Here is a 1,397-nt window from a genome sequence, read left to right as displayed (position 1 = left end):
ACCTTAACTCGATTATCAGAATCTACTAAGGACATCATTCCTAATTGTTTATCATAGTTATCTGATTGATCCATCGTAGCTTGACTACTATTTTGACCAACAGAATAACTTCTAGTGAATTGCTCTCCAACCAATGGCAAAGTACCGCCCAGTTTAAAAGTATCGTATTCGTGTAATTTAACGACACTTTCTTTATCCGGATTAAAATGCGTGTCTGTTTTCTTTCCATTGTCATAGACGTAAAGCCAAGTTGGTCCTTTAGCTATACCGTATGAATACTCTTTACCTCTATCTTCCTGTTTAGCTTGAGCTTTCTTTTTTTCAGCAGCTTTAGCGTCCCTAACCTTTTCAGCTTTGGTCTTCTTAGGTTGTTTAGTTTGTTGTGAATTGTCACTGATGGTAACGTCCCCTGCTGAACATCCCGCCATGACGAAAGTGCCACTAACTAATAAAGTTGCGAGCGCTATAATCCCTTTTTTATTCATAATTCTCCCCTACTTAGATGATTTCATCCGTTAATTAATAATTTATCTTTAAGTAAATATCGATTTGATTATACAACTTTTTGTAATCCTATAGAACCATAATAACTAACAAACTATAAAGAAATGTTCTTTTAGTGATATAGATATTAATTCCTTTCAGGAACTTATAACGTTATCTTTTCTTCATTACTCTTTAAACTAAGACAAAAAGTAAAGAGGTCACAGTATGGAGAACAATGTGGGTGGCAATATTGCCCGAGAACGTCATAATCAGAATATGACTCAAGAACAGCTTGCAGAATTTAGTGATTTGACTATCAATTATTTGTCTAAAATTGAACGTGGAACTGTTAAGCAGGTTGGTGCTAATACTCTTTATAGAATTTCCAAGGCTTTAGGAGTTACGATGGATTCTCTAATGACTGGTAATGATATAAAATCCTCGACAGAATTTGGTCCAAATTTACGACAATTGATTAAATTTTTGGACAAATTAGATCCGGTTCAGGGTGAAGAGATTAGCAAAAAATTATTAGAAGCTTTGAAAATAACACAAAATCAGTAAAAAATAAAGTGCTTCATAACTGTTAGATAGGAAATCTAATAGTTATGGAGCACTTTTTTGTATCTGAACGATTAATAATTTTTAATCCCTCCGAGATTATTTAAAAAATATGACTATAAGGATATAATTCTATAGTGCTATTATAAATATGGTTTTATAAGAACACAAAATGAACTATAATTAAAAACAAAATTCCAATTGGAGTAATTAAATTATCTATTTGAAGTTTTGAATAGGAAATGGGGGAAATATGAATAAAAAGGGGATAGCAGTATTAATTTTGGCGTTATTAAGTTGTGGAGGATTGATAACTGGCTGTTCGGCTGGAAATGTTTCAGTTGGACCTC

The 1,397-nt window shown here is 32.6% G+C and carries 2 protein-coding genes; one reads left to right on the top strand and one right to left on the bottom strand.

Annotation, left to right across the window (positions count from 1 at the left end):
• Positions 1 to 485 (bottom strand): hypothetical protein (locus FHL06_RS13055; RefSeq protein ID WP_153387035.1); only part of this gene is annotated, 485 nt, incomplete at its 3' end.
• A gap of 226 nt (positions 486 to 711) precedes the next feature.
• Here FHL06_RS13055 and FHL06_RS13050 point away from each other — a divergent pair.
• The gene (locus tag FHL06_RS13050) at positions 712 to 1,050 is read left to right on the top strand and encodes a helix-turn-helix domain-containing protein (RefSeq protein WP_153387033.1); all 339 of its coding nucleotides are present in this window, start codon (positions 712 to 714) and stop codon (positions 1,048 to 1,050) included.
• Positions 1,051 to 1,397: the final 347 nt, after the last annotated feature.

It is taken from the genome of Companilactobacillus halodurans (assembly GCF_009600985.1).
Taxonomy (GTDB): Bacteria; Bacillota; Bacilli; order Lactobacillales; family Lactobacillaceae; genus Companilactobacillus; species Companilactobacillus halodurans.
Note: the sequence above shows the minus strand (reverse complement) of the source record. Positions and strands in the feature narration are given on the sequence as shown.

Coding starts and splice junctions, on each gene's coding strand:
- FHL06_RS13050 (WP_153387033.1), top strand. CDS start 712: ATGGAGAACAATGTGGGTGGCAATATTGCCCGAGAACGTCATAATCAG.